Raw genomic sequence first — 23,700 nt, forward strand, 5'->3', positions numbered from 1 at the left:
CAAAACTCTGTTGAGGTTTTTATTTTGAAAAATATTCATTTTAACAAGATGTTCATTGCATAATTTTGAATTATCACTATTTTTGCAGACAATTTTTTATAAATATTATATTTTTAATACATAAAAGCCTATGGTTTCAGACGTCGTTAACACAAGTGAATTGCACAAGGTGGACCCTGTTTTTGGACAATTATCTTTTGATAATCATGAACAAGTTGTTTTTTGCAACGACAAAGATACAGGATTAAAAGCAATAATAGGAATCCATAACACAGTTTTAGGACCTGCACTTGGAGGAACTCGAATGTGGCAATATAAAAATGAATGGGAAGCCTTAAATGATGTTCTTCGATTGTCTCGTGGAATGACGTTTAAATCAGCAATTACAGGATTGAATTTAGGTGGAGGAAAAGCCGTAATTATTGGTGATGCTAAAACGCAAAAGACACCTGAATTGATGCGTAAGTTTGGAGAATTTGTACATTCATTAAGTGGACGCTATATCACCGCAGAAGATGTTGGAATGGAAACCAGCGACATGGACATTGTTCGTGGCGTAACTCCGTATGTAACTGGAATTTCAGAATCAAAAGGTGGTGCTGGAAATCCTTCGCCAATTACGGCGTACGGTGTTTTTATGGGAATGAAAGCTGCGGCAAAATACAAGTTTGGTTCGGATATTTTAGAAGACAAAACGGTATATGTACAAGGAATTGGTCACGTAGGTGAAGCGTTGGTAGAGCATTTGACCAATGAAGGTGCCAACGTAGTCATTGCAGACATCAACGAAGAGCGTTTGCAATTGGTAAGTGAAAAATATGGTGCTGAAATTTATCGCGGTGAAGATTTGTACACGGAAGATATGGACATTTATGCGCCATGTGCTTTAGGAGCAACGATTAACGATGATAGCATTTACAAATTAAAAGCAAAAATTATTGCTGGAGCAGCCAACAATCAGTTGAAAGATGAAGTAAAGCACGGTGAAATGTTAAGAGATAGAGGCATCGCGTATGCGCCAGATTTCTTAATCAACGCAGGTGGAATCATCAATGTGTATGCGGAGTTGGAAGGATATGGAAAAGCGGAAATCATGCGTAAAACTGAAAATATCTACAACACCACCTTAGAAATTTTCAAACATTCAGAAACCAACAATTCAACCACACACAATTCAGCATTGAGTATTGCTTTAAATAGAATTGAAACACGAAAAAAAGAAGCAAACAAATAGTAGCATTCTTTTAAAATAATTATATTTTTGCGGGCGAAAGGAAATAATTCTTTCGCCCTTTTTATTTTATAAAAATTAAAGTTCTGACGCAGATGCTAACAAGAAGACATATTCGAGTTAAAGTAATGCAATCTATTTATGCATTGTCACAATCACACAGTGATCAGGTAGACAAAGAGTTGAAGTTTATCAACATGAGTATCGCGAATATGCACGATTTGTATGTGCTTACGCTAGATTTGTTTGTAAAATTGAGCGAATACGCTGAAAATCAAATCGAATTATCTCAAAAAAAGTATTTGGCAACTTCCGCAGATAAAAATCCTAATAAAAAGTTTATTCAAAATGCAATCATTCGTCATTTGGCTGAGAATGAAGCGTTAAAAGATGCAGTAAAAAACCGTAAATTGGACGATTGGGAAGAAAATGACGAATATATCCGCATTATTTTTGAAGACATGTTACAAAGCGATTTGTATAAAAAATACATGGCAGATACGGAAACCAATTACGATAAAGACCGTGCCTTTGTAGCAAAATTATTCTCTCAAATCATTGCGCCAAACGAAAAGTTATACGAATATTTTGAAGATAGAAAACTAACGTGGATTGACGATTTGCCTGTGATAAACACGCTTGTTCTAAAATCGATTAAACAAGCTAAAAAAGGGAAGGAGCATATTTTTGTATCAGAATTGTACAAGGACGATGAAGACAAAGCTTTTGTAAAAGATTTATTCAGAAAAACAGTGTTGAACGATGAAATGCTTACAGAAGAAATTCAAGGGAAAACACCTAATTGGGATAAGGATAGAATTGCAAACCTCGATTTAATTCTCTTAAAAATGGCGATTTGTGAATTCTTAAAATTTCCTTCAATCCCTGCAAAAGTCACAATAAACGAGTATATTGAGCTCGCAAAAGAATATTCTACCTCAAAAAGTAGTATGTTTATCAACGGAATTTTAGACAAACTAATTAAAGAGTACAAAAAAGAAAATAAGTTAAATAAAATCGGTCGAGGTTTGATGTAACGAAAACAATTATTAAATTTACCCTCAAAATTTTAAATACTATGATCAAAAAAGGATTTTTACTACTAGGAGCAATGACGCTCGTTTTGTTTACTTCTTGTAAAGACGATGCTTCAAAAAAGATACAAAGTACAAATGTTGCTGATGCAGCTAAAAGAGATGCAAATGCTACCAACTTTGCAGCGATGACATTTGACAAAACAGAACACGATTTTGGTGTTATCAATGAAGGTGACCAAGTGGAAACTGTGTTTAAATTTACAAACACAGGAAGCGCACCATTATTAATTTCAAACATTAAAGGAAGTTGTGGATGTACAGTTCCAAATGACTGGCCAAGAGAAGCAATTGCACCAGGAGGAACAGGACAATTTACTGTAAAGTACAACTCTAAAGGAAAGCCTAATTTAAAAACGAATACGGTAACCATTACAGCCAATACTGAAAAAGGTAGAGAAATTGTACGTATCAAAGCAAACGCTACACCAGATCCAGAAATGGAAGCACAACGTGCAAAAGCAAAAGCTGAGAGAGATGCGCGTTTGAAAAAACAGCAAGAAGCGCAAGCAGCAGCTGGTAACACTGCAAAAACACAGCAAACAGGTCACGAAGGACACAATCATTAATCACTAATATTTAGAAATATTGGATCAGATTTTACCGTTATTATTGATGATTGCAGTGTTGTATTTTCTCATCATTGCACCTTCGATAAAAAAACAAAAAAAAGAGAAGAATTTCATGGCGTCTGTGAAAAAGGGTGATAGAATCATCACGAAAAGCGGAATTCATGGAAAAATTGTTGAACTCAATGACAAAGACAATACCTGTGTTATTGAAACAGGTGCTGGAAAAATCAAATTTGAACGCGCAGCACTTTCTGTAGAAGCTACAGAACGACTCAACAAAAGCAATTCTCAAACAAAATAATTAAATCATTACACTATAAGTAAATAAAAAAGCAGCTTTCGAGCTGCTTTTTTGTGTATTGAAAGATTCAAGGATTAAAAAAATAAAAGATTGGAAACCATTCTACCAAAATGCCAACCTACTAACATTCCAACACACAAAAAATCAACGATATTTATCATTCAAGCCTTTTCCTGCCAAAATCATTGGAATACTTTTATCCAAACGGTTTTGCTTGGTTACGTCTCTTTTAGCGGATGCAATATGTTCTATGTATTCCTTTTGCTTGTAATTAGACAATGCTTCAAAAGCGGCTTTTAGTTTGTCATTTTCAGAAAGGGCAGAAGCTAATACTGCTGGAATTTCTACAGTTTGAGAACTTTTAAACGCAACCGTTTTGTCTTTCAATTGATTCTGTACAGCTTCGTTTACATAGTTTTTTACCAAATCAACAGGAATTTCGTCAGCAGCAGCAAATTTCCAATGACGCATAGCTTGGGTTTTACCTTCTTGTGCGTTAACCAAAACATTGGCTTCATCGTTCAGTAAAGCTCCGTGAAAAAACCAAATAGCAACATGGGTTTTAAACGTACCAATACCCAATACATTTTTTCCGTTGACCGTATACACGGGAATATTCCATTTCAATGTTTCTGTTACATGTGCATTATCGAGCATAATTCGTTGTAGCAATCGCAGCTTTTCTTCCCATTCAGGAAAGTTTTGAATGTACTGTTCTACGGAAGTGAATTTTTTCATGAAGCTTGATTTTTGCTAAAATACAGAAATTAATTTCTAAATTTGATACATGCGTTTTCTCAAAATTTTAGCAGTTGTCAACACGATTGTATTTGCAATTAAAACCTATTTTCTAATTGACGGAATCAATTTTACATTAGGAACAAGTCTTGAAAACTTTCTGCTTTTTGAACGCGTCTTGTTGTGTGTTTCAGTCGTTTTAGGGATTATTTTTATAGTAAAAAGGAGCAAGCTATTTTGGGTAATTTTTAGCTTACTCCCTTTTTTATTCTATGTAATTTCTTTGTTTTAAACAGAATTATTCCGCATACTTTTCAGCCGTCAATTCCGAAATCTTCACAATCACGTCAATAGCACTTTGAATGCTTTCTACAGGAACATACTCATAACGTCCGTGAAAATTATGTCCACCCGCAAAAATATTCGGGCATGGCAATCCCATAAAGGACAATTGTGAACCGTCAGTTCCACCGCGAATTGGTTTGATAATTGGCGTAATTCCTAATGATTTCATCGCTTCTTCGGCAATTTCTACAATATGAAATACAGGTTCTACCTTTTCTTTCATGTTGTAATACTGGTCTTTGATTGTCAGTTGTACAGGATCATAGGAATAGCGACTATTAATGTCTGCAGCAATTTTTTCTAGCAATTCTTTGCGCGCTTCAAACTTATTTTTATCATGATCACGAATAATATAGGCTAACGATGATTCTTCCACGCTTCCTTTTACGGTGTGCAAATGGTAAAACCCTTCGCGACCTGTAGTTTCTTGTGGAATATCATGTGGTGGCAACGAATTGATAATTTCATTCGCAATCAAAACCGAATTAATCATTTTTCCTTTTGCATACCCAGGATGTACAATTTTTCCTTTAATTTCAATCGTAGCACTGGCTGCGTTAAAATTTTCGTATTCCAATTCTCCAATCTGACTTCCGTCCATTGTATATGCCCAATCCGCACCAAATTTGGCGACATCAAATTTATGCGCGCCACGACCAATTTCTTCATCTGGCGTAAAGCCCACACGAATTTTTCCGTGTTTTATTTCAGGATGTTGAATTAAATATTCCATCGCAGAGACAATCTCGCAAATTCCTGCTTTGTCATCAGCGCCGAGTAGCGTTGTACCATCGGTTGTGATTAAGGTTTGTCCTTTGTACAATAGCAAATCATCAAAATAATCTGGAGAAAGCACAATATCTTGTTCTGCGTTGAGTACAATATCTTTTCCGTCGTAATTCGGAACAATTTGTGGATTTACATTGGCGCCTGTAAAATCAGGAGACGTATCAAAATGCGATACAAATCCGATAGTTGGCACTTCGTGGTCTACATTGCTTGGCAAAGTTGCCATGATATACGCGTTTTCGTCAATAGTGACATCTTCCATCCCAATTCGTTTCAATTCGTCCACTAACAAATTGGCTAAATCCCATTGTTTTTCAGTACTTGGTGTGGTATCAGAAGTTGGGTCAGATTCCGTATCAATCGTAACATAACTGATGAATCTATCTATAATATGTTGCATGTGTGTTCGTTTTTTTCAAAAATACACGTTTCTCAAAAATTACAGAAACAAACAATTTTATTTTTTCAAAAAACAACACCTAACACCCAAAACCCAACATCTAATTAGGTCTCTCAGAAGTTTGCTCTAGAACAAAATCAAACCGTTCTAAAGGGTTTTTTTGCTTCACATTAAAATAAATGTCTACACCATTTGGGTTATACGGATAGCTTGCGCCACGAATTTCACGTCCTGCTCTTGCAATCGGTGCCCAAAGCATTCCAGGTTTTAAATTTGGTATTGTAGCGGGTTCAAAAGTTTTCCATTGATTCTGCCCTAATAATATAGGTCGACCAGGCGGTATTTTGCCAGGTATAACATTTACTTCAATTACTGCTGGAAGCGTATTATGTATTGAAATCGATTTAATTCCTGGTCCTGCTGATAGCATTTCGTTATGTTCTTCGTTTTGATTTGTATCCATAAGTTTTTTCTAAAGATAGAAAAAAGCTGTGTTTTATCACTACAATAAAGTCTTACTTACTTTTACAGATTTATGGTTTAGTTGGCAGTTTTAGAGTTCTTTTTATTCTTTTTTGATCTAAAACATACTTTCCTAAAATAACAGCAGCAAAATATTTGACATCTAAAGAATAGACTATATTTTTGCACAAACACAACAACATGTACCAAATTCTCGTAAAACCCATTCTTTTTCTGTTTGATCCTGAAAAAGTGCATCATTTTACCTTTTCATTAATAAGAACGCTTTCTAAAATCCCTGGAGTTTCTAGCATTTTTAAAAGTATGTATGTAGTAAATGACAAACGCTTGGAACGCACTGTTTTTGGGTTATCATTTAAAAATCCCGTAGGATTAGCTGCAGGATTTGATAAAGATGCCAAACTCTACAACGAGCTGTCCAACTTCGGATTTGGCTTTATAGAAATAGGAACGTTGACACCAAAACCACAAGCAGGAAATCCTAAAAAACGTTTGTTTCGTTTGAAGCAAGACAAAGCTATTATCAATCGTATGGGATTTAATAATGGCGGCGTTTTTGAAGCGGTGGAGCGTTTAAAAAAGAACAAAGGCGTATTGATTGGAGGAAATATCGGGAAGAACAAAGTCACGCCAAACGACGAAGCAGTAGAAGATTATAAAATTTGTTTTGAAGCGTTATTTCCACATGTAGATTATTTTGTGGTCAATGTAAGTTCACCGAATACACCTGGACTTCGAGAATTGCAAGACAAAGAACCGTTGACAAAGTTGTTGACGACGTTGCAAAGCATGAACAAAGCGAAAAATGCTCCAAAACCAATCTTACTCAAAATCGCACCTGATTTAACCAATGAACAATTGGAAGACATTATTGAAATTGTGGCAGAGACAAAAATTGCTGGCGTCATTGCTACCAATACGACCATTTCACGAGAAGGTTTGCAATCCAAAGATAAAAATGAAGTCGGAGGATTGAGTGGAAAACCGTTGACCAATCGTGCTACGGAAGTCATTCGTTTTTTAGCTGAAAAAAGCAACAAAGCCTTTCCAATTATTGGTGTAGGAGGAATCCATTCTGCCAAAGATGCACTTGAAAAATTGGACGCAGGAGCCGATTTGGTACAATTGTACACAGGGTTTGTATACGAAGGTCCAAAACTGGTCAAGAAAATCAATCAAGAGATATTAAAACAAACTCAAAAATAAGAGGAATGTAGCTATATTTTATTCGGGAGCTTCTTCTTGTTCTTCTTCTTTAGATTTTCCTATAAAAAATAGAATAGCACCAAGAACAATCATTCCAATACGAATTGCCCATCCTGTAGTTTCTCCCCATTCATCTATCCACGTTAGAATTTTGAATTGCATATCAAAAAAATATAAAACAATAGAGCCAATTCCGAAAATGGCTAAATACATACCAATTTGTTTCATAATTATAAAGTTAGTTAAACCAAATATATAAAAAAAGAAAGGCAGGTTTATGCAAAAAGCATATTTTTACGAACTAAAAGATTTTTTTTGAACGTAGAAATACTCATAGGATTTGTTACTGCTACCTTTTTACTAGCCATTTCTCCCGGTCCCGATAATATTTATGTGTTGATGCAAAGTATTGTCAACGGACGCAAATATGGCATTGCTACCGTATTAGGATTGATGACAGGCTGTATTATTCACACATCTTTGGTGGCTTTTGGTGCTTCTACCATTCTCAAGCAAAATCCGACATTATTCTTTAGCATCAAGCTTTTAGGAGCGTTGTATTTAGTGTATTTGGCGTATAAAGTCTACAAAAGTTCAGGTGCTATTGAATTGGGCAACGAAGCCGTTCCGAAAAAATCTGTTGGAGAATTATTCAAGCAAGGATTCATCATGAATGTGCTCAATCCGAAAGTCACGTTATTCTTTTTAGCACTATTTCCCGGATTTCTCTTCAGTGAAACCATGAATAACGTAATTCAGTTTTATATTTTAGGGTTTTTATTCATTTTAGTATCGTTTATCGTTTTTGGTGCGATTGCTATTTTTGGAGGAATTATCTCAGAATCTATCCAAAAAAATAAAAACATAGGCATCTATATGAAATGGTTGCAAATTGTCGTTTTCGTGGGAATTGCTATTTTTATCATGCTGACATAAAACACTGTAATTTAGAATATTACTTCAATTACTTTCTTGCGGAACAAAATAATTCGCTGCTTACAATTCATAAAAACCGAGCGTTATTGTTTTTAAAAACGCCCAGTCATCAATACATTTCGTCAACAAAATTAACTTTCAAAAACGTAGTAATTATGAAAAAAAAGAGCCTAAAAAGTTTAAAGTTGACGAAAAACACAATTAGTAATTTTAAGCGCAGCGTTACAGGTGGACTTCAAGAAGCACAATCAGAAATTTTATCATGTTTGCCACCGCCGCCACCGCCAGTTACACAACCATACACAGGTTGTCAAGACACAGTAAACAACTGGTGTGATTCTAGATTTGGAGGCTGCCCAACCTATTACTGTCCAACTGACCAATAAGATATCACAGTACACGTGAAAAATTTGAAAACAGCTTATTATTTATTAATAAGCTGTTTTTTATGTGTAAAAATGATTGAATCTCTTAAAAAAACATTCGCTAAAACGTTTTCGTTGATTATCTTTGACACTCTATGGAAAACATTAAAATAATAGAATGTCCACGTGATGCCATGCAAGGCATTAAGATGTTTATTCCTACAGAAAAAAAGGTGCAATACATTCAATCCTTACTGCGTGTAGGCTTTGATACGATTGATTTTGGAAGTTTTGTGTCGCCAAAAGCCATTCCGCAAATGGTAGATACTGCCGAAGTATTGTCGCAATTAGACTTGTCTACGACAGAAAGTAAATTATTGGCAATTGTGGCGAATGTTCGTGGTGCAAATGACGCAAGTGCGCATCCAGAAATTCAGTATTTAGGCTATCCGTTTTCAATTTCGGAAAACTTCCAGATGCGAAATACGCATAAAACCATAGCGCAGTCCATAGAAACTTTACAAGAAATTTTAAACATAGCGACTAAAACTAATAAAGAAGTGGTAGCATATCTCTCTATGGGATTTGGAAACCCGTACGGCGATCCTTGGAATGTAGAAATCGTGGGACAATGGACGGAAAAACTCTCCAACATGGGCGTTAAAATTTTATCGCTTTCGGATACCATTGGCTCTTCCACACCAGATGTGATAGCATATTTGTATTCCAATCTCATTCCAGCATATCCAGACATTGAATTTGGCGCGCATTTACACACCACACCAAGTTCATGGCACGAAAAAGTAGATGCCGCATACAAAGCTGGCTGTAGACGTTTTGATGGCGCTATTCAAGGATTTGGCGGTTGCCCAATGGCAAAAGATGAACTTACAGGAAACATGCCTACCGAGAAAATGGTTTCGTATTTTACAGCAGCAAAAGCAAACAGTAATATTCAAGCCATGAGTTTTGAATCTGCCTACAACGAAGCTTCTAAAATTTTTAATTATTATCATTAGTAGTTGAGAAGTTTAGTGGTTGAAAAGTTTATTAGTTTAAGTTTCAAACAAAAAGACAAATCAACAAAGAGACAAGCCATCAAAAAGACAAAAAAGGAAAACCTCTTAACTACCAAAAAAAAGTAGTATATTTGCACGCAATTATATTTTAATTGCACAATGACAGCACACAACAACAAAATTCTGGGCGAAGGGTTAACTTACGATGATGTCTTACTCGTACCTGCGTTTTCAGAAGTTCTTCCAAGAGAAGTCAACATCCAAACAAAATTTACAAGAAACATTACGATTAATGTACCTATCATTTCGGCAGCGATGGATACGGTAACAGAATCGTCAATGGCAATTGCAATGGCGCGTGAAGGCGGTATTGGTGTCTTACACAAAAACATGACGATTGAGCGACAAGCCCAAAAAGTACGCAGAGTAAAACGTGCTGAAAGTGGTATGATTCTCGATCCTGTAACGTTGCCACTTACGGCAACCGTTGCAGATGCCAATGCAAGCATGAAAGAAAACAGTATTGGCGGAATTCCAATTGTAGATCATGAAGGAAAACTGAAAGGAATTGTAACCAATAGAGATTTACGTTTTGAGCACAATAGCAAGCGCCCAATTGTTGAAGTCATGACAAGCGAAAAAGACGGATTAGTAACGTCTTCGGAAGGAACTTCGTTAAAAGATGCTGAAGCAATTTTACAAAAACATAAAATCGAAAAACTGTTAATCGTAGACGATTCATATAAACTAAAAGGATTGATTACGTTTAGAGACATTACCAAAGTCACCCAAAAACCAATTGCGAACAAAGACTCATACGGACGTTTGCGCGTAGCAGCCGCATTAGGCGTTACCGCAGATGCGGTTGATAGAGCAGAAGCCTTAGTAAAAGCGGGCGTGGATGCAGTGGTAATTGATACCGCGCACGGACATACCAAAGGTGTAGTTACTGTGTTAAAAGACGTAAAAGCAAAATTCCCAAATTTGGAAGTCATTGTTGGAAACATTGCTACAGGTGCAGCAGCAAAATATTTGGTAGAAGCTGGTGCAGATGCTGTCAAAGTAGGAATTGGTCCAGGTTCTATCTGTACGACGCGTGTGGTGGCTGGTGTTGGTTTTCCACAATTTTCAGCGGTATTGGAAGTGGCTGCAGCGATAAAAGGCAGTGGAGTTCCTGTGATTGCTGATGGTGGAATTCGATACACAGGTGATATTCCAAAAGCAATTGCTGCCGGAGCCGATTCTGTAATGTTAGGCTCGTTATTAGCTGGAACGAAAGAATCACCAGGAGAAACCATCATTTACGAAGGAAGAAAATTCAAATCGTATCGTGGAATGGGTTCTGTAGAAGCGATGAAACAAGGTTCTAAAGACCGATATTTCCAAGATGTAGAAGCAGATATTAAAAAATTAGTGCCAGAAGGAATTGTTGGTCGTGTGCCATATAAAGGAAATTTAGACGAAAGCATTCATCAATTTATTGGCGGATTGCGTGCAGGAATGGGCTATTGCGGAGCAAAAGACATTGCTACACTCAAAGAAAACGGACAATTTGTGCGTATTACAGCAAGTGGAATCAACGAAAGTCACCCACATGATGTTGCTATTACCAAAGAAGCGCCAAACTATTCAAGAAGGTAAAATCATTTTAATACAACATAAAAAAGGCTGTCATTTTCTTTCGAGAATGACAGCCTTTATCGTTATACTAAGTCATCTTATGGTTCAGTTGGTGCACATTGAATAGCACAAACTCCTCCAAAGCTTGTTTGTACTCCATAACATAAATCTACAAAGCGACTTGTGTAAATGTCAGAAGTTCCTGTTCCTCCTTTTACTGCTTTTTCAGAAAGTGACGAAATGGTTCTTTTTTGTAAAGTCAAACCATTTTTCAAATTTCTTTTTTTCATAATCTTAAAAATTTAATAGTTAATTAATTTGGACATTTCTTTAAAGATATCAAATGATTGTCGCTAATGAAAAAAATATACGTTGAGAAACGCCAAGGACTTGCTCAAATTCATGAATTTGACCTCTATATATTCCATAAAAAAAGCCTTGCATATATTGAAAATGCAAGGCTTTTATAAAGATATATAATTCCTTATTTCTCTTCGTCTAATTTGAGTCCTAGTTTGGCTGCAGTTTTTAACGTAATGTCATATTGTGGGTCTATGTATGCCAATTCGTTTCCGTCAAGTGTAAAAACTTGTGTATATTTTTCTTCTTTCGAAACGGCAGCTACAGCGTCACCTACTTTTTTATACAACGGTCGCATCAACTCGTCTTGTTTTAATTGTACCAATTGCACTGCATTTTGACGAAACTTTTGAATATCGTTTTCTAAATCGAAAATTTCCTTCTGTTTCTTCTTTTTATCTTCGTCTGTCATGTCTTTAAAAGCAGCATTCGCAGCTTCTACTTCTTTTCCGTACGCGTCTAATTTTGCTTTTAAATCGGCTTGTAACTCTTTTTCGTAGGCTTCCATACCTTTTTGAACTTCTGCAATTTCAGGTAATTTAGAAACTAGAATATTGATATTCACAGTACCAACTTTTGTTTGAGCTGACACTGTATAGGAACAAAATACAATAGCGAATGTGTAGAGTAAATGTTTAATTTTCATTAGATTAAATTTTTTATTTTTCAAAGTTGGCTAAAGTAATGAAAACATCATACCAAAAAAACAAACTTGCAGAAAATTAACGTTTTTAAAGTGATTTTTTTACGAATTGAAACAGATGTCAAGTGCTGAAACCACTTGAAACTATTAGTAATTAACAAAAATTACTCTACACGTTGTCCGCGATGTGGTTTTAACTTTTCTCGCATCACCGTAACATCTTCTTCTTTAATAATCATCGTTGCTGCAGCGTGCATTTCGGAAAATTCTACTACTTTAATAGCTTCTCCATGCAGTTTTTCCATTTTGATAAAATCGTGTAAATGCACACAATGATGTTCAGCAGTCCGTTTTCCGTTTGGGCCTCTAAAATCCCAAATAAGTTTTACTTTTCCCATGTTTCTTTTTTTTTTACAAAAATACGCATCTCGAGTCAAAGATGATGAAAAAAAGAAAAGCTTCCAGTTTCCTGAAAGCTTTTCAACATAAACGATGTATGATTATCTATCCTCATTTTTTGTCGGACAATCTTCCGTTTCACACATAGGACAAACCGTGTTAAATTCAGATTCGCCTCTTGGTGCTAATCCACCTTGAATTTCAAATTTTGAAATAGAAATTTTGTTTAATCGTAAACTTTGTAAATGTTGTTTTTTCATAATGATACTTTTAAGTTAATACCTAAAAATATGCAAGCTTATGATTTTTTAGGTACGGTATTACCGTATTTTTGATGTTTACAACATTTTATGACGTTAAAAAATCTAATAACAATAATTTATCGGCAAATACAGCGAAAGTTGTTGACATGCTTTTATGTTTATACAATTTGTAGCCAAGCTCTGTTTCGCTCCTCCATTTATTTTATTAGTACTTAATCCAGCTATTTTTTCACTGTTAAATTTTAGTGATTTTAATTTCTTTTTTTTCATGATATCTAAATTTAAGACCTCATAAATTTATAAAATAAAGATGCTATTTAAGTAATGTAAAAACTTACAATTAATACGTTTTCCGTACAGGTTCAGGAAACAAAGCTTCAAACGTATTCAACACTTCATACGCGTTTTCGCAAATTCCCTGTGTTGGATGATGGTTGGAAGTATGATTCCAGCGTAATGCAATAATACTTTTATATACATCCACAAACGGAATGTCTGTATTCACATAATATTTATAATACAAGTACAACGCGGTAACTGTTACGGAGCGACTTCCACCGTCATGACAATGAATGACTAAATTTCCTTGTGCGTAAAAATTGACCAATCCATCCGCTTTTTGTTGTGTTGGCGACGGAAAGTTGAGTAATTGTTCTGCTTCTTGTACAGCCGCCACTAAGGTCATGATATCATTATCGCTGCCGTCAATCAAACCAACTTTACTAAGTTGATTCAAATAATAATTTTCATTGGCAGCTTTTTCAAAAGGCAGCGCAGAGCGTTTGTCTATTTGCGGGTCAGAAAATGGAATTTGTAAATCTTCTTTATCATTTACATCATACGCTACATTTAAAACTGCCGCAATTTGGTTGTCGATAATCGCTTGTTCTGTCAATAAAAAACTTGCACCTACAAAAATATATTGCTCTGTCAATCCTTCTGGAACATTGGCTTTTGGAACTTGAAAAATACAGGTCATTGCCTGATTTGGAAAGTTTCCTGCGGGAATCGGTGCTTGATTTCCAAACAATTCGCGCGGATCAATCGTTTGCAATTCTTCACAAAATGTTTTTTCAATAGGGTCAACAATAGTTTGGTCGGTATCGCCATACATCAATAATTGTGGAATTTGTGTTAGCGTATAAGTTGTATCTCCATTATACGTAAGTTTCCAAACCAAATCAAAACAGCTCTCTGGCCAAAGACTTGAAGGGACTTCTTTTGCGCCAAATGCAGTTGCAATAGCTTCAATATTTGTGTGTTGCCAAGCAATCGCAATGACGGAATCATTATACGAATCATCATTCAAAATATGTGTCACCATATCTTGATACTGATATTTTAAAAAGGAATCGTGAATTTTCTTGTTCAATCGTGCAGCCAACGGTGTAACGGTTTCTACAGGACGTTTACTTGGACTTTTCAATCCGACACCAGCCGCAAAAATATGATCTATGGTGTTAAAATTCGCTGGTACATAATAGGCGAGTGCGGCGGCTCTTTCGTAACCTTTGGTTGCTAAGTTTTCATTAGAAGGATCTGCAGGTTTTTCTGCATGACGTATAATTAGAATTTCTTTAGGATATCCCATTGGAATTATTTTTTCCCTAAAAGTAGCAAAATATCTGAAAGTGATGTAGGCGTAGTTTCACGTAATTTTTTATCTAGTCACAAAAACAATTCAACAAATCAAACTAACAATTCTTACAATTACGATTAAAAAGCGATATACTTTTTTTCTACATTTACCAATAAATTAAACAACGATTCATGAAAAAGCGGCATTTCTTCTTACTTTTTATACTTGTTCAATGGAGTTTTGGACAAACTTCCAATGCAAATACCAACGACAACAATGCATTCAATGATTTTTATCCCATCGCTGTAAAACCCTCACTTGGCTATTTATCAAACATGAACGCACATGAAGATATCTTATTTGATGCAAAACCGACAGTATATTACAGCATTATCAACAATATTATTGAGAATATGCAATCGGAAGAAAACAAAGCAGGAAACGCCTTTTACATGAGCTTCCAACCACATATTCGGATGTATGCAGAAAACTCAAAACCTGTAAAAACGCCTTCATATCGTGTGTTATTTGGTTGGCAACACATGATTAAAACAAAAAGTAACAACTTTTTTACATGGGCAATTGAAAGTGGTCATTATTCTAACGGACAATCGGGTTGTGCGTTCCTTTCGGGAGAAGACGACGAATCGATGGCATGTATGGATTTTCACACTACTATTACGGACGAAAGCAATCTTTCCCAATTATTGAACAGAGCTAACGGAAATTTTTCCACCAATACCACAAAACTCTCTCTAAACTTTCGCTTCAACGAATTGAACAATGCTGATGAACCCTATAAAATTCATTCGTTTACAACTTCGTATGAACTCTATCACAATCGTTTTTTCGGGTTGTTCAATGTGGGAGGTTATACCGATTTTGACATCCGCATTTACGGTAGACATCGTTTTGGATTGGGATATGAATATGTGCATCAATGGAAGCCGAAAATACGCTATTCCTTAGAGCAAAAAATAGAACTCATACAAGGTGCGCATTCTTTTGTAGAACCGTTACGGAGTGAAACAACCTTTACTATTTACCCATTCAATCGCAACATCGGATTCTTTGGAACGTACGTGTACGGACACGACAATTACAATCTCCGTTTTGTAGATTCAGGGCATCAAATCGGATTCGGCGTCAGCTGGGATTTATTTCAACCATTTCAAATCACGCGTGCTAAAACCACAGATTTGTGATTTTTCTTTTTAGATGAGGTGTTTGGTTTTGGGTGTTAGGTGTTAGATTCATGTTTTTTTGTTTTCTATTGTTTGTTATTCGTCGAAAATAATCAGAAGACAAGAAGACAAAACAACAAACAACAAACAACAAAGAACAAATCACCCAAAACCTAACACCCAAAACCTAACACCCAAAACCCAATAAAAAAGTTGTATTAGCGCTGCGAGAGTATTATTTTTGAAGTTACTTATGGAGCAGGATATTCAACACTACATTTCGCAGCTAAATGATGCACAAAGAGCGCCAACCATTCACAAAGATGGTGCGTTGATGGTAATTGCAGGCGCAGGTTCAGGAAAAACGAGAGTTTTAACATATCGCATTGCGTATTTAATGAGTCAAGGCGTGGATGCGTTCAACATTTTGGCGTTGACCTTTACCAACAAAGCTGCGCGTGAAATGAAAGAACGTATTGCGCGAATTGTGGGCGGAAGTGAAGCAAAAAATCTGTGGATGGGAACATTTCACTCCATTTTTGCAAAAATATTACGTTTCGAAGCAGATAAATTAGGCTATCCAAGTAACTTCACGATTTATGATACGCAAGATTCTGAACGTTTGATTCGCTCCATCATCAAAGAAATGCAGCTTGATAAAGACATTTACAAGTACAAGCAAGTGCGTTCGCGAATTTCTTCGTTTAAAAACAGCTTAATTACGGTGAGAGCCTATTTTAACAATCCTGAATTGGTAGAAGCCGATGCGATGGCAAAACGTCCGCGTATGGGCGAAATTTACAAGGAATATGTGGATAGATGCTTTAAAGCTGGCGCGATGGATTTTGACGATTTATTGTTAAGAACCAACGAATTGCTCAACCGTTTTCCAGATGTATTGGCAAAATATCAAGATCGTTTCCGTTATATTTTGGTAGATGAGTACCAAGATACCAATCATTCACAATATTTGATTGTAAAAGCGTTGGCAGATCGTTTTCAGAATATATGTGTTGTGGGAGATGATTCGCAGAGTATTTATGCGTTTCGTGGCGCGAATATCAATAACATTCTCAACTTTCAGCAAGATTATGACAATGTTGCCATGTATCGCTTGGAGCAGAATTACCGTTCTACCAAAAACATTGTAGAAGCTGCCAATTCAGTCATCGAACATAACAAAACACGTTTAGACAAAGTAGTTTGGACCGCCAATGAAGCTGGACCAAAAATCAAAGTCAATCGTAGCGTTACCGATGGTGAAGAAGGTCGTTTTGTGGCGAGTTCTATTTTTGAAACGAAAATGCGCGAGCAAGTCAATAATGGCGATTTTGCGATTTTATATCGTACCAATGCACAATCAAGAGCGATGGAAGATGCTTTGCGAAAGCGTGATATTCCGTATCGTATTTACGGCGGATTATCGTTCTATCAACGCAAAGAAATCAAAGATGTGTTGGCATATTTACGCTTAGTGGTCAATCCGAAAGATGAAGAAAGTTTAAAGCGTGTCATTAATTATCCCGCAAGGGGAATTGGACAAACAACCATAGATAAATTGGTCGTTGCCGCCAAGCATTACGGTCGTTCCATGTTTGAAGTGATGGAAAATATTTCCAAAATCGATTTAAAAATCAATAGCGGAACCAAAACCAAATTGGAGAATTTTGTGACGATGATTCGTAGTTTTCAAATTATGAATGAAGGCGCGAATGCTTTCGAATTGACAGCACACATCACCAAAAAAACGGGTTTAGTTCAAGAACTCAAAAAAGACGGAACGCCAGAAGGTGTCGCACGAATTGAAAATATAGAAGAATTGCTCAACGGTATCAAAGATTTTGTGGAAGGACAGAAAGAAGTGGCAGATGCCACAGGTGCGTTGGCAGAATTTTTGGAAGATGTCGCGTTGGCAACCGATATGGACAATGATAAAGGTGATCCTGATAGAGTTGCGCTAATGACCATTCACTTAGCAAAAGGACTCGAATTTCCGTATGTATACATTGTCGGAATGGAAGAAGATTTGTTTCCGTCGGGCATGAGTATGAACACACGAAGCGAATTGGAAGAAGAGCGCAGATTGTTTTACGTAGCCTTGACAAGAGCTGAAAAGCAAGCGTATTTGACCTATACACAAAGTCGTTATCGTTGGGGAAAATTGGTTGATGCCGAACCAAGTCGTTTCATCGAAGAAATTGACGATGCATATTTAGATTACATCACGCCAGTAGAGAGTTATCGCTTTAAACCGTTGATTGATAATGATATTTTTGGCGAAGTCGATAAAAGCAAATTGCGTTTGCAGAAACCAAAATCGGGACGTCCGCCTGTCATTGGAAATCCAACGCCCGAACAAATCCGAAAACTGCGAAAAATTAAGCCAGAATCGTCACAAAGCAGTCCAGCAAGCGGCAGTTTGTTAGATGAAAACTTAAAACCAGGAACCTTAGTAGAACACTCACGCTTTGGTCGCGGAGAAATTTTACGCTTAGAAGGTGTTGGTGGCGATAAAAAAGCAGAAATCAAGTTTCAGGTTGGCGGTATTAAAAAGTTGTTATTGCGTTTTGCGAAATTGGAAATTGTAAAGTCTTAGTCTTTTTAGTAGTGAGATATGAGTATTGAGATTTCTCTCGATATAAATTCGCTCCGCGAATTCACTCAAATCCATGAATTGAACTCATATCAAATCTTCAAGCTGAACTCGTGTGCTGGACTTGATTCAGTATGATTCAGCTTCCCACAAGCAGCTAAAAAACAATTATGCTTTCTCAGCTTTGAAAACCGAAAACCGACAACTGAAAACCGACAACTGACAACTGACAACTAAAAAAACTACGCTTCCGCAGCTTCAAACATTTCGCTTAAAATCCCTTTGTAATGCGAAGAAGCCATTTCCATCGCTTGCGCCATTTTAGAGATTAAATCCAATTCGGAATCATCCACATGTCCATCCGCCGCAGCGACAGACAAGGCACATTTTATCACCGTTTCTTTTCCGTGTTCGTTGAGCGAAGGACCAACGCGTTTTAAATACGTAGCAACATCTTCGTTTTCACGTTGTACTTTGGCGATATACGCATCCAAATCTGCCATAGACAAATCGTTTGTACCAAATTTGTTAATGATTTTCAATACTTGGTCTTTTTCGTTTGCATCAATCTCACCATCGGCAAGCATTACTAATACCATCGAATGTCGAATCGCTTTTTCATAATACGCCATAAATTCATCTTCAGAAGCATCTTGAGAAAGAACTCTTGGGATAAAGGTGCCTTTACAAGAGCCACATTCTACATATTCGCCAGCACTTCCCAACGGAATGAGTGGAATAAAATAGAGCGTGAAAAATTTCGTGACTTTACGATGTCTGTACGGTTTGCTTTGTTCGCATTGTGGGCAGTTAAAATTTCCTGATTTGATGGTAGATTTTACACCGCGAGTTCCAAAAATAATCATGTTTTATACTATTACTAAGTTTCGGAACTCAATATACAATAATTTTTGAATTACGGTTTTGGATTGTATTCATGAATGTAAGCTTTTCTAATTACAATAGATTTGATGTTTTTTTCTTTACATAGTGTTTCAAGAGTATCGATAAATCTTTGTCGTACTTTGAGAAGTTTAAAGCGATTTCTTTGTGTTTAAATAAAGTTCTAGAGCTTGAATCAAATTATGAAAACCTTGAAGATTTTTACCATAACTTCGCAATCTGTAATGACTTTCGTCTTTAAAATGCAGTATGGCAATAGTATTTTTTGCTTTTGTTTCAATGTGAGTCAATTCATTAAGTGATAAATAATCGTTATCATCAATAATAACTTCTGTTGAAGTTACTTTTACACACGTTAATTTAGCAATATATTTAGTTATACAAAAAAATAGCAAGTTTAATATTACACTAAGAATTAAGATAAAAATGATAAAGTTTACTTCTTGAGAAAAACCAAAATCATATAAAGTATCTCGAAAAAAGAATAACAAAGTATAAACAATAGCTAAGAAAATGACGGTAGTAATAAATGCTAGTGTAACAGCTTTTGTTTTGTTGATTGTTTTAAAACTATACGTCATTCTGAAATTATTTTGTGATAGTTTGAAAAACTACCGAATCATACACACCGAATTCACATGACCTTTCTCGTCATACTCTTTCACAGGATTTTCAGGATCGAGAATCCATTCGCCATCTACAATAAATTTATACTGATGTTTTCCGCCAGAAAGCAACACCGAAAGTTCCCAACCGTTGTCAGTTTTTGCCATGCGAAATCCATCTTCCGACCAATCGTTAAACGAGCCTGAAAGCAATACGTTTGTAGCATTGTCATATCCAGAAAGCGTGAATGTATGATACGCTTTTACCTCAATTACAGAGTTAAATTCGTTAAATTCATTCGGTTTCTTGTTCGGATTGGCTTCGTCGGTAATCCAACGATTGTCTACAATAAATTTGTATTCGTACACGCCAGGCTTTAGTTGTAAAGTCAAATGCCAGCCGTCGTCTGCTTTTTTCATCTGAAACAATTCTTCATTCCATTTGTTAAAAGAACCGCTTAAAATCACTTTTTCCGCTTTTTGATAGCCTTTTAAGAAAAAAGACGTATTTCCAGTTTCTGAAATATGCGCGGTGTACATTTTAAGATTGTACACGTGTAAATCCTTCCCATATTTGCTTTTGGCTTTGGAAATATTTCCGACATCACTTTCAGGCTCTGCCCAATATTCTTCGTTGATGACGAATTTGAATTCCCAAGAAATTTCGTCGGTAAAATCGGCTATCTTTTTGCGCAATTCATAGCGATTTTCGTCAATCTTTTTCATAATCCAACGGTCTTCTGCCCAATCGTTGAATTCGCCTGCAACGGCAATCATTTCAATATCAAAATCCTCATCATTCATCGACTTTCGATGTTGATACAAACCATGCGTCACTTGAGAATACTCGCGTTTGTCAAACGTAAACACAACTTCGTCACCTTCAATGCGATAGCCTTGCGTTTTCTTTTGCGCTAAAAGACTCGCTGAAAAACAGAAAGTTAGCAATAAAATAATATGTGTTACGGTTCGATTCACGGTTTAAATATAGGTGATTTGATGAAATATAACTTTTCTTTTTTGTAATTAATAATCGTACGCTTGTATTTTAAAAATTCGTAGCCCAAAATGCCATCTACGGAAGTGCCATAGGCGTCTCGCATTTTCCGCAAATTTGTCACAATGGTATACATGGGACCAACGCCGTTGTGTTCGTTCAATCGAAAATCATACAACTTTCCTGCCAAAACACGCACCTTTTTATTGCCCGCGCCAATCATGGACAATCGTTTGATGGGACGAAATTTTTCCAATACTTTTTTAGAACTGTTTTTGTTCAACTGATTGAATTCGGCACCTGTGTCCAACGCAAAACGCACTTTTTCGTCATTCACAAATCCAGAAACGACAATGGTGTGTTTTTTTAATTCAAAATCTAAGCTATCGGTAATAGTTTCAGCAAAAACTTTCGTGTCCAATTTTGTACCGTATTTGTCTGTTTTTGCGAGTGTGATTTGGTTCAGATACAAATCGATAAAAATCTCGTAATCCTTTAGAATATTATAGCCAATAATACCGAGCAAGTGCATTTTTTTGCTTTTTTCGATATGCGAAAGGTCAATCACGTCCGATTTTTTATTTTTCAGGTTAAAATTGTGTAGGATGAACTCGCTGAGCTTTCGTTCGTACGGCTGGTCTATGATACGCGTAACGCCCGTCATTTTACCTTTCTTTTTGGATAAAATATGTCCTTTCGGGAAATGGACTTTGTTTAAAATCAGTCGTTCCGCGCCAGTATCAATGATAAAATCGCCTTTTTGGTTGAGGAATTCGGCTTCTACGACAATCAGATGATCTACGACTTTAAACGGAATTCGCGCTGTATGTTGATTGATAAACTCTGCTTGAGGAAACAAAATTTGGATAGGATTTTCCTCCTCATTTGCCCAAATAGATTGAATGGATAAGAAGAAAACCAACGTGGTAAAGATAAGTTTTCGCATAATTTTGATTGATGATGATACAATATAGACGATTGACTTGGAAAATTGTTGCAGTTTAAGAAAGATTTGGGAAGGTTGTTTGTCAATTTGATGATTTGATAATTCGTCAATTTGTTGATTGGTTTTTATTTACTAAGCGTCAGGTCGAGTGAAATTTCGGAGAAATTTTGTATCGAGACTTGCTATGAATTTCAGAGTACTTCTCGATACTTTTTTCTTTCAGAAAAACACTCGAAGTGACGGTTTTTAATGTGCAAATTTGATAATGCACCAATGGCTTTTATTTTAGAATTAAAAGATATATTTCGTCATGCAGAACCTTTCGACTGTAACTCAAGACAGGCTTGATTCAGCATCTCATAAAAAAGCTTTTTTGATACGTCTTTACGAGGAAGTATGACAAAGTAATCTCAAACTTAACAAACGCTATTAAAGTACGATTTACTGCTTAAATCGCTTGCGTAATGCTAGAATAAAAAACGCCAAAAATGTTCCGCCAAGTACTAATTCAATATTTCTAGGTATTAGCCAGAAGCCAGTAAAAGGATCTTCAATTCCTATTTCCATGTATGGCAATGCACCTTTAATGCCTCTTTGGATGGCATTCAAAACATTATAATCAATAAAAAAATAAATGGTAGAAAAAGCAAAAATTAATTTAAAAATACTGACAATTGGTTTTCTGAAGTCCTGTGTATAACCACCAAAAACATCGTAAAACTTATAAATAGCCCATTGGTATAATTTGCCTTCAAGATATAATCTACGTTTGCGCATTTCCATTTCACTGACATAAGCTTTTCCCGAAAGTTCCCAACTTTTAGTACTGTCAAAATTCTTTTTGAGTTGACGATAATGATTTTCAGAATCTCGTAGTTTATCAATCAGCTTTTGAGTTTCCTCTTTTTTGGAAGGATGATGATTTGCTAATTTTAATTTATTTTTAGCTTCAAGACTTTGTATCGGTAATTCGTTTACAAGCTTTAATCTATTTTTTTCATCATTCCATATACATCTGCTAAAGGTAATATTGGAGACATCACAGTTGTCTAATTCTAGTTTTGTTAAGTCTGAATTTTTGAAAAATGTTTTTGAGTTGAAGAATACATCTCTAAAATACAATTCGGCAGGTTCAGTGTAATTATTCTCTCTGTATTGCCAATTCGTGTTAATTTCTTTTAAATTAATGTCTTCAAAATAGCAAAAGGAGAAATCTGCTTTTTTCTTGAAAATAGGTTTATCAAAAACAGTTATACCATTGAATTGTGATTGGTTGAAATGTACATCATCCCAAAATTCACATTGAATAAGCTCAACTTTTTTTGAAAAAAAGGTTGGTGTAAATTGTGCTTCTCTATAAAAAATACATTTATAAAATTCTATATCATCATTAAATTCAACCTCATTAAAAATTACTCTATTATCAAGAAAAGTTATATTATCAAAATATGTTTTACTAAGAAAATTAGATTCATTGAACCATACTAAACCTGTGAAAGTATTATTGTTAAAATTAAATTCATTATTAAAAATATTATTTCTAAAATATGAATCCTCATTAAAAGAAGAATTGCTTACAGTAAGCGAAAGGTATTGACTATTATCAAAGATTACACTTTTTCTAAATTCTGAATTTATAATATATAAATCATGAAACTTTACTCTTTTGAATTCAACTTCTTTTGTAAATATAGTCATAGAAAATTGCATTATATCTAAAAATATTGCTCCATTAAAAAAAACTTTTTCATCAAAAATGCTTTTTTCATTTCTATCGTAAAAATTATTATTCTCTACATAGTCTATTTCAGGAAAATTAAAATAACTAAAGTCATAAAGCTTTCTTTTTTTTCCTATTGGCATGGAAAATTTTCTAATTAGACTCCAAAAATCACTTACTTGTTTTTGGTCTTTCCATATTCTTGTGTCATCTTCTTCAAACCAATCTGTTTTATCTACTCGAAAATAGTTTTCAACCAATCGGTCATAATCTTCATCTGAAATCTCAGTGACTTTCGGGTCTAGCAATTCTTCAACCCACTTATACGTTTTTTCTGTAATCATGTTTAAATATAGCTATTTTCTTACTAAAACATAAGTCTTTGAATATAAGTTGATGTTACAGATAT

General features: G+C 35.5%; 26 protein-coding genes. 11 read left to right on the forward strand and 15 right to left on the reverse strand.

Features of this window, described 5'->3' with window-relative positions:
• Window positions 1–130 precede the first annotated feature (130 nt).
• From C8N46_RS05985 to yajC, 4 genes are all read left to right on the forward strand, one after another.
• Entirely contained in the window at window positions 131–1,234 is a 1,104-nt protein-coding gene (locus C8N46_RS05985) for a Glu/Leu/Phe/Val family dehydrogenase (RefSeq protein WP_108113964.1), read from the forward strand.
• 92 nt (window positions 1,235–1,326) lie between these two features.
• The gene (gene nusB, locus C8N46_RS05990) at window positions 1,327–2,268 is read left to right on the forward strand and encodes a transcription antitermination factor NusB (protein ID WP_245896736.1); all 942 of its coding nucleotides are present in this window, start codon (window positions 1,327–1,329) and stop codon (window positions 2,266–2,268) included.
• Between the two features lie 41 nt (window positions 2,269–2,309).
• Window positions 2,310–2,894, forward strand: a complete 585-nt coding sequence (locus tag C8N46_RS05995) for a DUF1573 domain-containing protein (RefSeq protein WP_108113965.1) — start codon at window positions 2,310–2,312, stop codon at window positions 2,892–2,894.
• Window positions 2,895–2,913: 19 nt separating this feature from the next.
• Window positions 2,914–3,198, forward strand: a complete 285-nt coding sequence (yajC, locus tag C8N46_RS06000) for a preprotein translocase subunit YajC (RefSeq protein WP_317046677.1) — start codon at window positions 2,914–2,916, stop codon at window positions 3,196–3,198.
• A gap of 144 nt (window positions 3,199–3,342) precedes the next feature.
• Here yajC and C8N46_RS06005 read toward each other — a convergent pair whose 3' ends face one another.
• From C8N46_RS06005 to C8N46_RS06020, 3 genes are all read right to left on the reverse strand, one after another.
• Window positions 3,343–3,936 (reverse strand): YdeI/OmpD-associated family protein, encoded by a 594-nt coding sequence (locus C8N46_RS06005; protein WP_108113967.1) that lies wholly within the window; start codon window positions 3,934–3,936, stop codon window positions 3,343–3,345.
• A 298-nt stretch (window positions 3,937–4,234) separates the two neighbouring features.
• Window positions 4,235–5,470 carry a peptidase T gene (gene pepT / locus C8N46_RS06015; RefSeq protein ID WP_108113969.1) on the reverse strand — a complete coding sequence of 412 codons (1,236 nt, stop codon included), beginning with the start codon at window positions 5,468–5,470 and terminating at the stop codon, window positions 4,235–4,237.
• Window positions 5,471–5,570: 100 nt separating this feature from the next.
• A complete protein-coding gene (locus tag C8N46_RS06020; RefSeq protein WP_108113970.1) occupies window positions 5,571–5,933 on the reverse strand; it encodes an ABC transporter permease in 363 nt (120 codons plus the stop codon).
• Between the two features lie 200 nt (window positions 5,934–6,133).
• Here C8N46_RS06020 and C8N46_RS06025 point away from each other — a divergent pair, with 200 nt between their 5' ends.
• Window positions 6,134–7,159, forward strand: coding sequence for a quinone-dependent dihydroorotate dehydrogenase (locus C8N46_RS06025; RefSeq protein ID WP_108113971.1), 1,026 nt, complete (start codon window positions 6,134–6,136; stop codon window positions 7,157–7,159).
• 18 nt (window positions 7,160–7,177) lie between these two features.
• Here the strand turns inward: C8N46_RS06025 and C8N46_RS06030 are convergent, their stop codons facing one another.
• Window positions 7,178–7,387, reverse strand: a complete 210-nt coding sequence (locus tag C8N46_RS06030; protein ID WP_108113972.1) for a hypothetical protein — start codon at window positions 7,385–7,387, stop codon at window positions 7,178–7,180.
• Window positions 7,388–7,474: 87 nt separating this feature from the next.
• On the opposite strand from C8N46_RS06030, the gene C8N46_RS06035 reads away from it, so the two are divergent.
• From C8N46_RS06035 to guaB, 4 genes are all read left to right on the forward strand, one after another.
• A complete protein-coding gene (locus C8N46_RS06035) occupies window positions 7,475–8,095 on the forward strand; it encodes a LysE family translocator (protein WP_108113973.1) in 621 nt (206 codons plus the stop codon).
• 155 nt (window positions 8,096–8,250) lie between these two features.
• Entirely contained in the window at window positions 8,251–8,481 is a 231-nt protein-coding gene (locus C8N46_RS06040; protein ID WP_108113974.1) for a hypothetical protein, read from the forward strand.
• Window positions 8,482–8,615: 134 nt separating this feature from the next.
• Window positions 8,616–9,479 (forward strand): hydroxymethylglutaryl-CoA lyase, encoded by an 864-nt coding sequence (locus tag C8N46_RS06045; protein WP_108113975.1) that lies wholly within the window; start codon window positions 8,616–8,618, stop codon window positions 9,477–9,479.
• Between the two features lie 159 nt (window positions 9,480–9,638).
• Entirely contained in the window at window positions 9,639–11,120 is a 1,482-nt protein-coding gene (guaB, locus tag C8N46_RS06050; RefSeq protein ID WP_108113976.1) for an IMP dehydrogenase, read from the forward strand.
• Between the two features lie 77 nt (window positions 11,121–11,197).
• Here the strand turns inward: guaB and C8N46_RS06055 are convergent, their stop codons facing one another.
• From C8N46_RS06055 to C8N46_RS06070, 6 genes are all read right to left on the reverse strand, one after another.
• Window positions 11,198–11,389, reverse strand: a complete 192-nt coding sequence (locus C8N46_RS06055) for a hypothetical protein (RefSeq protein ID WP_108113977.1) — start codon at window positions 11,387–11,389, stop codon at window positions 11,198–11,200.
• Between the two features lie 194 nt (window positions 11,390–11,583).
• The gene (locus tag C8N46_RS06060; RefSeq protein ID WP_108113978.1) at window positions 11,584–12,105 is read right to left on the reverse strand and encodes an OmpH family outer membrane protein; all 522 of its coding nucleotides are present in this window, start codon (window positions 12,103–12,105) and stop codon (window positions 11,584–11,586) included.
• A gap of 161 nt (window positions 12,106–12,266) precedes the next feature.
• Window positions 12,267–12,500 (reverse strand): hypothetical protein, encoded by a 234-nt coding sequence (locus tag C8N46_RS06065; protein WP_108113979.1) that lies wholly within the window; start codon window positions 12,498–12,500, stop codon window positions 12,267–12,269.
• Between the two features lie 102 nt (window positions 12,501–12,602).
• Complete coding sequence (locus C8N46_RS20365) at window positions 12,603–12,761, reverse strand: hypothetical protein (protein ID WP_158269087.1); 159 nt, start codon at window positions 12,759–12,761, stop codon at window positions 12,603–12,605.
• Window positions 12,762–12,866: 105 nt separating this feature from the next.
• Complete coding sequence (locus C8N46_RS20370; protein WP_158269088.1) at window positions 12,867–13,034, reverse strand: hypothetical protein; 168 nt, start codon at window positions 13,032–13,034, stop codon at window positions 12,867–12,869.
• A 70-nt stretch (window positions 13,035–13,104) separates the two neighbouring features.
• The gene (locus C8N46_RS06070; RefSeq protein WP_108113980.1) at window positions 13,105–14,355 is read right to left on the reverse strand and encodes a hypothetical protein; all 1,251 of its coding nucleotides are present in this window, start codon (window positions 14,353–14,355) and stop codon (window positions 13,105–13,107) included.
• Window positions 14,356–14,534: 179 nt separating this feature from the next.
• Here C8N46_RS06070 and C8N46_RS06075 point away from each other — a divergent pair, with 179 nt between their 5' ends.
• Entirely contained in the window at window positions 14,535–15,548 is a 1,014-nt protein-coding gene (locus C8N46_RS06075) for a hypothetical protein (protein WP_108113981.1), read from the forward strand.
• 232 nt (window positions 15,549–15,780) lie between these two features.
• Entirely contained in the window at window positions 15,781–18,123 is a 2,343-nt protein-coding gene (locus C8N46_RS06080; protein WP_108113982.1) for an ATP-dependent helicase, read from the forward strand.
• A 239-nt stretch (window positions 18,124–18,362) separates the two neighbouring features.
• On the opposite strand, the gene C8N46_RS06085 is transcribed toward C8N46_RS06080, so the two are convergent.
• From C8N46_RS06085 to C8N46_RS06105, 5 genes are all read right to left on the reverse strand, one after another.
• Entirely contained in the window at window positions 18,363–18,986 is a 624-nt protein-coding gene (locus tag C8N46_RS06085) for a tellurite resistance TerB family protein (RefSeq protein WP_108113983.1), read from the reverse strand.
• 168 nt (window positions 18,987–19,154) lie between these two features.
• A complete protein-coding gene (locus C8N46_RS06090) occupies window positions 19,155–19,604 on the reverse strand; it encodes a hypothetical protein (protein ID WP_108113984.1) in 450 nt (149 codons plus the stop codon).
• A 30-nt stretch (window positions 19,605–19,634) separates the two neighbouring features.
• The gene (locus tag C8N46_RS06095; protein ID WP_108113985.1) at window positions 19,635–20,606 is read right to left on the reverse strand and encodes a hypothetical protein; all 972 of its coding nucleotides are present in this window, start codon (window positions 20,604–20,606) and stop codon (window positions 19,635–19,637) included.
• Window positions 20,603–21,571, reverse strand: coding sequence for a pepsin/retropepsin-like aspartic protease family protein (locus C8N46_RS06100; RefSeq protein ID WP_108113986.1), 969 nt, complete (start codon window positions 21,569–21,571; stop codon window positions 20,603–20,605). The genes C8N46_RS06095 and C8N46_RS06100 overlap by 4 nt, the downstream gene beginning before the upstream one ends.
• A gap of 441 nt (window positions 21,572–22,012) precedes the next feature.
• Window positions 22,013–23,635: a hypothetical protein gene (locus tag C8N46_RS06105; RefSeq protein WP_108113987.1), complete on the reverse strand. Its 1,623-nt coding sequence runs from the start codon at window positions 23,633–23,635 to the stop codon at window positions 22,013–22,015.
• Window positions 23,636–23,700: the final 65 nt, after the last annotated feature.

Source organism: Kordia periserrulae (assembly GCF_003054265.1).
In the GTDB taxonomy this organism is placed as follows: domain Bacteria; phylum Bacteroidota; class Bacteroidia; order Flavobacteriales; family Flavobacteriaceae; genus Kordia; species Kordia periserrulae.

Bases quoted from the DNA above. Each gene is read 5' to 3' on its own strand.
- C8N46_RS05985 (WP_108113964.1), top strand. From the start codon at position 131: ATGGTTTCAGACGTCGTTAACACAAGTGAATTGCACAAGGTGGACCCT.
- nusB (WP_245896736.1), top strand. From the start codon at position 1,327: ATGCTAACAAGAAGACATATTCGAGTTAAAGTAATGCAATCTATTTAT.
- C8N46_RS05995 (WP_108113965.1), top strand. From the start codon at position 2,310: ATGATCAAAAAAGGATTTTTACTACTAGGAGCAATGACGCTCGTTTTG.
- C8N46_RS06005 (WP_108113967.1), bottom strand. From the start codon at position 3,936: ATGAAAAAATTCACTTCCGTAGAACAGTACATTCAAAACTTTCCTGAA.
- pepT (WP_108113969.1), bottom strand. From the start codon at position 5,470: ATGCAACATATTATAGATAGATTCATCAGTTATGTTACGATTGATACG.
- C8N46_RS06020 (WP_108113970.1), bottom strand. From the start codon at position 5,933: ATGGATACAAATCAAAACGAAGAACATAACGAAATGCTATCAGCAGGA.
- C8N46_RS06025 (WP_108113971.1), top strand. From the start codon at position 6,134: ATGTACCAAATTCTCGTAAAACCCATTCTTTTTCTGTTTGATCCTGAA.
- C8N46_RS06030 (WP_108113972.1), bottom strand. From the start codon at position 7,387: ATGAAACAAATTGGTATGTATTTAGCCATTTTCGGAATTGGCTCTATT.
- C8N46_RS06040 (WP_108113974.1), top strand. From the start codon at position 8,251: ATGAAAAAAAAGAGCCTAAAAAGTTTAAAGTTGACGAAAAACACAATT.
- C8N46_RS06045 (WP_108113975.1), top strand. From the start codon at position 8,616: ATGGAAAACATTAAAATAATAGAATGTCCACGTGATGCCATGCAAGGC.
- guaB (WP_108113976.1), top strand. From the start codon at position 9,639: ATGACAGCACACAACAACAAAATTCTGGGCGAAGGGTTAACTTACGAT.
- C8N46_RS06055 (WP_108113977.1), bottom strand. From the start codon at position 11,389: ATGAAAAAAAGAAATTTGAAAAATGGTTTGACTTTACAAAAAAGAACC.
- C8N46_RS06060 (WP_108113978.1), bottom strand. From the start codon at position 12,105: ATGAAAATTAAACATTTACTCTACACATTCGCTATTGTATTTTGTTCC.
- C8N46_RS06065 (WP_108113979.1), bottom strand. From the start codon at position 12,500: ATGGGAAAAGTAAAACTTATTTGGGATTTTAGAGGCCCAAACGGAAAA.
- C8N46_RS20365 (WP_158269087.1), bottom strand. From the start codon at position 12,761: ATGAAAAAACAACATTTACAAAGTTTACGATTAAACAAAATTTCTATT.
- C8N46_RS20370 (WP_158269088.1), bottom strand. From the start codon at position 13,034: ATGAAAAAAAAGAAATTAAAATCACTAAAATTTAACAGTGAAAAAATA.
- C8N46_RS06070 (WP_108113980.1), bottom strand. From the start codon at position 14,355: ATGGGATATCCTAAAGAAATTCTAATTATACGTCATGCAGAAAAACCT.
- C8N46_RS06075 (WP_108113981.1), top strand. From the start codon at position 14,535: ATGAAAAAGCGGCATTTCTTCTTACTTTTTATACTTGTTCAATGGAGT.
- C8N46_RS06080 (WP_108113982.1), top strand. From the start codon at position 15,781: ATGGAGCAGGATATTCAACACTACATTTCGCAGCTAAATGATGCACAA.
- C8N46_RS06085 (WP_108113983.1), bottom strand. From the start codon at position 18,986: ATGATTATTTTTGGAACTCGCGGTGTAAAATCTACCATCAAATCAGGA.
- C8N46_RS06090 (WP_108113984.1), bottom strand. From the start codon at position 19,604: ATGACGTATAGTTTTAAAACAATCAACAAAACAAAAGCTGTTACACTA.
- C8N46_RS06100 (WP_108113986.1), bottom strand. From the start codon at position 21,571: ATGCGAAAACTTATCTTTACCACGTTGGTTTTCTTCTTATCCATTCAA.
- C8N46_RS06105 (WP_108113987.1), bottom strand. From the start codon at position 23,635: ATGATTACAGAAAAAACGTATAAGTGGGTTGAAGAATTGCTAGACCCG.